This window comes from Streptomyces sp. MK37H, from assembly GCF_018035285.1.
Classification (GTDB): domain Bacteria; phylum Actinomycetota; class Actinomycetes; order Streptomycetales; family Streptomycetaceae; genus Streptomyces; species Streptomyces endocoffeicus.
This window is the reverse complement of sequence record NZ_JAAAYH010000422.1, coordinates 1-7,645: the sequence shown is the minus strand read 5'-3', so window position 1 is coordinate 7,645 and position 7,645 is coordinate 1. Positions and strand designations below refer to the sequence as shown.

The following is a 7,645-nucleotide window of genomic DNA, read 5'->3' as shown; positions in this document are numbered from 1 at the left end:
GCCGGCCTGGTGGCCGCCCATGGCTGACGCGGAGCCCGAGGACGCCTGTGGAAGGGCCTGGAAGAGGCCCGGGAGCAAGCTCCGCAGGGCCCTTGGGTCATGCCGAAAGCGCGGAAAGACCCACGATACGAGCGTGGGCGGCCGCCCCGCTCGGGGGCAGACCGCCCGCAAATCCGGCCCTGGGCCGGCGTCGCTCGTCGTCGTGGGTGTGAGGCGTCAGCGTTCGTCTTCGGACGCGGACGCCGGAACGGCCGTGAGTCGCTCGGTCTCGTCCTGTATTTCCGCGGCGATCTTCTTGAGTTCCGGCTCGAACTTGCGCCCGTGGTGGGCACAGAAGAGCAGTTCACCACCGCTGATCAGAACGACGCGCAGGTACGCCTGGGCGCCGCAGCGATCGCAGCGGTCAGCGGCCGTCAACGGGCTCGCGGGGGTCAGAACAGTAGTCACGTCGCCTCTTCTCTAGCTCGACGAGCTGTCGTACCAGGGTCAACATCCAACCAGCCTGAAATCGTTCCCGCTCGTGGCTTTTTCCCAAAAGTTGCTTCTGAGTAGGCCGGATGGTGACGTTTGGCGGCGAATGAGCCGTATTGCCTAGCTTTGATGCTTCGCGTCGATTGTCTGGTTTGCCCTCCCGGCCGGGTTGCCGGTTGTGAATGAGGACGTGCCCGGAGCCTAAATGGTTCATGCCTGAAAGGGAACGTGATGTGTGCGGCACCGCCATGAGCTATCGAACGTACGAGCGAAACGGTGGCCGGTGGGACTAGCATGGACGTTTCAACGGGTGGCGGCACAAAGGCTCTATCAAGCCTCGGTACGCTCTGACGGGCGACCATGCCACCATCGTGCCCACAGCCGGGCCAACCAGAAATTCAGCGAGGAGCGAACCGCGTGACCGCCGACACGTCCGTGCCGTCCACTGCGCTGCTGACCGGAGCAGACCGGGGCGGCGGTAACTACACCGCGCGGCACCTTCTCGTCCTCGAGGGGCTCGAGGCGGTGCGCAAGCGCCCCGGCATGTACATCGGCTCCACCGACAGCCGTGGTCTCATGCACTGCCTCTGGGAGATCATCGACAACTCGGTGGACGAGGCCCTGGGCGGCTTCTGTGATCACATCGAGGTGATCCTCCACGACGACGGATCCGTGGAGGTGCGGGACAACGGCCGGGGGATCCCGGTGGACGTCGAGCCCAAGACGGGGCTGTCCGGCGTCGAGGTCGTGATGACCAAGCTGCACGCCGGCGGAAAGTTCGGCGGCGGCTCGTACGCTGCCTCCGGCGGTCTGCACGGCGTCGGCGCCTCCGTGGTGAACGCGCTGTCCGCCCGTCTCGACGTGGAGGTGGACCGCGACGGCAAGACCCACGCGATCAGCTTCCGCCGCGGCGTCCCTGGGATCTTCACCGAATCCGGGCCGGACGCCCCGTTCGACCCGTCCAGCGGCCTCCTCAAGGGCAAGAGGGTTCCCAAGACCCGCACCGGCACCCGCATCCGCTACTGGGCGGACCGCCAGATCTTCCTCAAGGACGCCAAGCTCTCCGTGGAGACGCTGTACGCGCGCGCCCGGCAGACCGCGTTCCTGGTGCCGGGGCTCACCCTGGTGGTCCGGGACGAGCGGGGCCTGGAGGGGCAGGAGGGGCCGGTCGAGGAGACCTTCCGCTACGACGGGGGGATCAGCGAGTTCTGCGAGTACCTCGCCCAGGACAAGGCCGTCTGCGATGTGCTGCGGCTGTCCGGGCAGGGCACCTTCAAGGAGACCGTGCCGGTCCTCGACGAGCGCGGCCACATGACCCCGACCGAGGTCACCCGCGAGCTGGGCGTCGACATCGCGCTGCGCTGGGGCACCGGCTACGACGCGACGGTCAAGTCCTTCGTCAACATCATCGCCACCCCCAAGGGCGGCACCCATGTCGCCGGCTTCGAGCGCTCGATCACCAGGACGGTGAACGAGGCGCTGCGCGCCACCAAGCTGCTGCGGGTCGCCGAGGACGACGTCGTCAAGGACGACGCCATGGAGGGCCTGACGGCGGTGGTGACCGTAAGGCTGGCGGAGCCGCAGTTCGAGGGCCAGACCAAGGAGGTGCTGGGCACCTCGGCGGCCTCCCGCATCGTGGCCAATGTGGTCTCCAAGGAGCTCAAGGCGTTCCTGACCTCCTCCAAGCGGGACGACAAGCAGCAGGCCCGTGCCATCCTGGAGAAGGTCGTGGCCGCGGCCCGTACGCGCATCGCGGCCCGTCAGCACAAGGAGGCGCAGCGCCGTAAGACCGCGCTGGAGTCCTCCTCGCTGCCCGCGAAGCTGGCCGACTGCCGCAGCGACGACGTGGGCCGCAGCGAGTTGTTCATCGTCGAGGGGGACTCGGCGCTGGGCACGGCCAAGCTGGCCCGGAACTCCGAGTTCCAGGCGCTGCTGCCGATCCGCGGCAAGATCCTCAACGTGCAGAAGTCGTCGATCTCCGACATGCTCAAGAACGCCGAGTGCGGCGCGATCATCCAGGTGATAGGGGCTGGATCGGGCCGGACCTTCGACATCGACCAGGCGCGCTACGGCAAGGTGATCTTCCTCGCCGACGCCGATGTCGACGGCGCCCACATCCGCTGTCTGCTGCTGACCCTCTTCCAGCGCTATATGCGGCCCATGGTCGAGCAGGGGCGGGTCTTCTCGGCGGTGCCGCCGCTGCACCGGGTGGAGCTGGTGAACCCCAAGCGGGGGCAGAGCAAGTACCTCTACACCTACTCCGACCAGGAGCTCCAGGAGACCCTGCTGGACCTCCAGCGCCGGGAGATCCGCTACAAGGACGGCATCCAGCGCTACAAGGGTCTCGGTGAGATGGACGCCGACCAGCTCGCGGAGACCACGATGGACCCGCGCCACCGCACTCTGCGGCGCATCAATATCAGCGACCTGGAGGCCGCCGAGCGCGCCTTCGACCTGCTCATGGGCAATGAGGTCGCGCCCCGTAAGGAGTTCATCACCAACTCGGCGGCGACCCTGGACCGGTCGCGCATCGACGTCTGACGCCCGGCCCCTCGGCAGGGCCGGTCCGGCGGGGTCTCCCACCCGGGGGACCCCGTCGGCGTTTCCCCGCACTGCCCACTCCTGTAGTGCCGTTTCCGGGCTGTTCATCACCTGAGTCACCTGATGGGGTGAAGGTCCGGTATTGAAGGGCTCTGGATCTTTCTGATCTGCACATCCTTGGTCACGCGGCGGATGCCGCAGTGAACAAGGAGTGTTCGGGGTGGACATGCACAACGCGCGCGACACGGGAGCGGCGCGGCTGGAGGACCCGTGGTACGACGCGCTCGCGTCCGGCTGGGATGAGGCGGACGACACGGAGGGTGAACCCAGGCGCGCGCGTCCGCCCGCCGCCCAGGCGGTCTACACGGAGGTGCACGGCGGCGCCGCCTTCCAGGAGGTGCGCCGGCGCTACCGCCGGTTCGTGTTCCCCGCGACCGCCGCGTTCCTCATCTGGTACCTCGCGTATGTCGTCGCATCCACCACCGCACCCCGGCTGATGGCCCGCCCGGTCGTGGGCCCGCTCAATGTGGCGATGGTCGCGGGGCTCGCGCAGTTCGCCACCACCTTCCTGCTGACCTGGGCGTACGCCCGGCACGCACGGCTGCGCCGGGACCGCGTCGCGCTCGAACTCCGCTGGGTGACGCAGGAGATGATGCGGGGGCGCGGGCGGTGACCGGCAATCAGCAGAGCCTGGCGCTGCTGCTCTTCGGCGTCTTCGTGGCGGCCACCTTGGCCATCACCACCTGGGCGGGGGGCCGGCGGCACGGCTCGCCGGAGGAGTTCTACGCGGGCGGGCGGCTGTTCTCCCCGATGGAGAACGGCTTCGCCATCGCCGGTGACTACATGTCCGCAGCATCCTTCCTCGGGATCTCCGGCCTGATCGCGCTCTTCGGCTATGACGGGGTGCTCTACTGCGTGGGCTTCTTCGTGGCCTGGCTGGTGGTTTTGTTGCTGGTGGCCGAACTGGTCCGCAACTGCGGCCGGTTCACCCTGGCCGATGTGCTGGCCGCGCGGATGCGGGAGCGCCGGGTCCGGATCGCCGCGGGCATCTCCTCGGTCACGGTCTGTGTGCTCTATCTCGTGGCCCAGATGGTCGGCGCGGGCAGTCTGGTCGCCCTGCTGCTCGGGGAGACGGGCGGCGGCGCCCGCGCCTGGACGGTGATCGGCGTGGGCACCCTGATGGTGGTCTTCGTGGCGCTCGGCGGGATGCGCGCCACGACCTGGATCCAGATCGTGAAGGCCGTGCTGCTGATGGGCGGGGCGATCGCGCTGACGGCCCTTGTCCTCGTCCGCTTCCGCGGCGATCTCGACACCCTGCTCAGCACCGCCGCGCGGAACAGCGGCCATGGCGTGGACTTCCTCGCCCCCGGGCTCAAGTACGGCGGCGACTGGACCGCCCGGCTGGACTTCGTGAGTCTCGGCCTCGCCCTGGTGCTGGGCACCGCCGGGCTGCCGCACATCCTCTCGCGCTTCTACACCGTGCCCACCGCCCGGGCCGCCCGCCGCTCGGTGATCTGGTCCATCTGGCTGATCGGCGGCTTCTACCTGATGACGATCGTGCTCGGCTTCGGCGCTGCCGCCGTGCTGGGCACCGATGCCGTACGGACCTCCAACGCGGCCGGGAACACGGCCGTTCCGCTGCTCGCGCTCGACCTCGGCGGCGGCGCCGGATCGACCGGGGGCACGGTGCTGTTCGCGGTCGTCGCCGCGATCGCCTTCGCCACCATCCTGGCCGTCGTCGCCGGGATCACCCTCGCCTCCTCGGCCTCCGTCGCCCATGACCTCTATGGTTCGCTGAGCAGGCGGGCGGGCCGCACCCCGCGTGGCGAGGTGGTGGTCGCGCGGATCGCGGCGGTGGGGATCGGGGCGGCCGCGATCGGGCTGGGTCTGCTCGCCGAGGACCTCAATGTGGCGTTCCTGGTGGGGCTCGCGTTCGCCGCCGCCGCGTCGGCGAACCTTCCGGTGCTGCTGTACTCGCTGTTCTGGCGGCGGTTCACCGCGCGCGGCGCGGTCTGGTCGGTCTACGGGGGGCTGCTTCCGGCGGTGGTGCTGGTGGTGCTGTCCCCGGTGGTCTCCGGCGGCCCGGACGCGATCTTCTCCGGGGTGGACTTCCACCTCTTCCCGCTCCAGAACCCGGGGCTGGTCTCGGTGCCCCTCGGGTTCCTCGCGGGCTGGCTCGGGACGGTCAGCTCACCCGCGCCCGCGGACGTCCCCGGCCATGCCGCCAAGCACGCCGAGACCGAGGTGCGGGCGCTCACCGGGGCGGGCGCGGCCTGAGGCGGGGAAGGGTTCAGACCCAGTCGTAGCGGTGCTCGGGGCGGCCGGTCTCGCCGTATTTGAGGCTGAGCCGCACCCGGCCCGTGCGCTCCAGCAGCTTCAGATAGCGCTGTGCGGTCTGTCTGCTGAGCGAGGAGCGCTCGGCCACCTCCTGCGCCGACAGCGGGCCCTCCGCGCCCCGCAGCACCTCCCGTACGAGATCGGCGGTGAGCGCCGAATGTCCCTTGGGCAGCTTCGCGGGGCCGGCCGAGGCACCGCCCAGGGCGCCGAAGATCCGGTCCACCTGGTCCTGCCCGGCTTCGCCGTCGCCCTCCAGCGCGCGGCGCAGCGCCGCGTACCCCTCCAACTTGGCGCGCAGCCCCGCGAAGGTGAAGGGCTTGACCAGGTACTGGAGCGCGCCATGGCGCATGGCCGCCTGGACGGTCGCGATGTCGCGGGCCGCGGTCACCATGATGATGTCGGTGTGATGGCCGAGCTGCCGCAGCCGCCGCACCAGCGACAGCCCCGTCTCGTCCGGCAGATAGTGGTCGAGCAGCACCAGGTCGACGTGGGCGCCCTGGGGGCCCTCCAGGAAGGCCAGCGCCTCGGCGGCGGTGTGCGCCTGCCCGGCGACGCGGAATCCGGCCACCTTGCCGACGTACGCGGCGTTGACCCGGGCCACCCGGACGTCGTCGTCCACGACCAGCACCTCCAGGGGCCCGCCCGGTCCGGTTCCAAGGGTCATCGTGGCTCTCCTGTCGCGGTCAGCGGCGCCGCCGCCGGCTGTTCGGCCAGCGCCTCGGGGAGGACGACGGTGAACTCCGCGCCCCCGCCCTCGCGGTCGGACACGCGGACGCTGCCGCCCTGGCGTTCGGCGAGGCGGCGGACCAGCGCGAGCCCTATGCCACGCTTGCCGTGCGCGGGCGGCTCCTTGGTCGACCAGCCCTCGGTGAAGACCACGTCGCGCCGGTCGGCGGGGATCCCGGGGCCGGTGTCGGAGACCCGCAGCAGCACCGTACGGTCGTCGGCGCACAGCTCCACCTCGACCCGCGGTTCCGCCGAACCGACCGCCGCGTCCAGGGCGTTGTCGATGAGATTGCCGACGATCGTCACCACCCCCGGTGGGTCCACCAGCCGGTTGGGCAGCAGGCTGTCCTCGGCGACGGACAGCGAGACGCCGCGTTCGGTGGCGACCGTGGCCTTGCCGACCAGCAGGGAGGCCAGCAGCGGATCGTGCACCCGCTCGGTGACCTGCTCGGCGGTGGCCCGGTGCACCCCGATCGCCTCGGTGATGAACTCCATCGCCTCGTCGTGCAGTTCGAGTTCGAGCAGGCCGAGGAGGGTGTGCATCCGGTTGGCGTGCTCATGGTCCTGGGCCCGGAGGGCGTCGATCAGCCCCCGGGTGCCGTCCAGCTCGCGGCCCAGCCGCTCCAGCTCGGTACGGTCACGCAGGGTGACCACCGCGCCGCCGTCGTCCGTCGGCATCCGGTTGGCGACCAGCACCCGGCCGCCGCTGACGGTCAGCAGATCGGCGCCGGTGACCCGCCCGGACAGCACATCGGTCGTACGGCCCGGGGACAGCACCGCCTCCAGGGGCTGCCCGGTGTCCTCGGGGCGCAGATCCAGCAGCCGCTGCGCCTCGTCGTTGATCAGCCGGATGCGGCCGTGGGCGTCCAGGGCGACGACGCCCTCCCGGATGCCGTGCAGCATCGCCTCGCGCTCGGCCAGCAGTGCCGAGATATCGGAGAAGGCCAGGTCATGGGTGCGGCGCTGAAGCCGGCGGGAGACCACGTACGCGGCCAGGGCGCCGACCGCGAGCGCGCCGCCCGCGTAGGCGAGCATCTCCGGGACCGCGGCGACGAGCCGGGCGCGCACGCTCTCGTAGGAGATGCCCACGGAGACGGCGCCCACGATATGGCCGTCCCCGGCGCGCAGGGGCACCTTGCCGCGGGCCGACCGGCCGAGGGTGCCGTCGTCGATCTCCATGACCTCCCGGCCCTCGAGGGCCTCGGTGGGGTCGGTGGAGACATGCTTCCCGATCTCGTCCGGGGAGGTGTGGGACCAGCGCACCCCGCGCCGGTCCATGATCACGACATACTCGGCGCCGGTCGCCCGGCGGATGCGCTCCGCCTCGGTCTGCACCGGCCCGCCGGGGGTGGGCCGGGTGTGCTGGAGCGCGTCGGCCATCCGGGGCTCGGCGGCCGTGGTCTGGGCGATGGCGAGGGCGCGGCGCATGGCCTGGTCGTCGAGGTGGTCGCTGAGCGGCGCGAGGAAAAGGCCGGTCGCGAGCACGGTGACACCCGTGGCGATGGCCAGCTGCATCAGCAGGACCTGGGAGAAGACGCGTCGGGGCCAGCCGATGCGCCACCTTGTGGCC

The 7,645-nt window shown here is 70.6% G+C and carries 6 protein-coding genes; 3 read left to right on the top strand and 3 right to left on the bottom strand.

All coding sequences use genetic code 11. The annotated features are described in order from the left end of the window. Positions 1 to 216 precede the first annotated feature (216 nt). A complete protein-coding gene (locus tag GWI24_RS36445) occupies positions 217 to 447 on the bottom strand; it encodes a hypothetical protein (protein ID WP_037964812.1) in 231 nt (76 codons plus the stop codon). Between the two features lie 441 nt (positions 448 to 888). Here GWI24_RS36445 and GWI24_RS36440 point away from each other — a divergent pair, with 441 nt between their 5' ends. The 3 genes from GWI24_RS36440 to GWI24_RS36430 all read left to right on the top strand — a co-directional run bounded on the left by GWI24_RS36440 (position 889) and on the right by GWI24_RS36430 (position 5,289). Beyond that, positions 889 to 3,012 carry a type IIA DNA topoisomerase subunit B gene (locus GWI24_RS36440; RefSeq protein ID WP_210950320.1) on the top strand — a complete coding sequence of 708 codons (2,124 nt, stop codon included), beginning with the start codon at positions 889 to 891 and terminating at the stop codon, positions 3,010 to 3,012. 220 nt (positions 3,013 to 3,232) lie between these two features. Continuing rightward, entirely contained in the window at positions 3,233 to 3,685 is a 453-nt protein-coding gene (locus tag GWI24_RS36435; protein ID WP_308344207.1) for a DUF485 domain-containing protein, read from the top strand. After that, positions 3,682 to 5,289 carry a cation acetate symporter gene (locus GWI24_RS36430; protein ID WP_210950319.1) on the top strand — a complete coding sequence of 536 codons (1,608 nt, stop codon included), beginning with the start codon at positions 3,682 to 3,684 and terminating at the stop codon, positions 5,287 to 5,289. The genes GWI24_RS36435 and GWI24_RS36430 overlap by 4 nt, the downstream gene beginning before the upstream one ends. A gap of 13 nt (positions 5,290 to 5,302) precedes the next feature. On the opposite strand, the gene GWI24_RS36425 is transcribed toward GWI24_RS36430, so the two are convergent. Both GWI24_RS36425 and GWI24_RS36420 read right to left on the bottom strand, forming a co-directional pair. After that, positions 5,303 to 6,013, bottom strand: coding sequence for a response regulator (locus tag GWI24_RS36425; RefSeq protein ID WP_210950318.1), 711 nt, complete (start codon positions 6,011 to 6,013; stop codon positions 5,303 to 5,305). Next, a partial coding sequence (locus GWI24_RS36420) for a sensor histidine kinase (RefSeq protein WP_247617362.1) occupies positions 6,010 to 7,645 on the bottom strand: 1,636 nt, incomplete at its 5' end. The genes GWI24_RS36425 and GWI24_RS36420, both read right to left, overlap by 4 nt.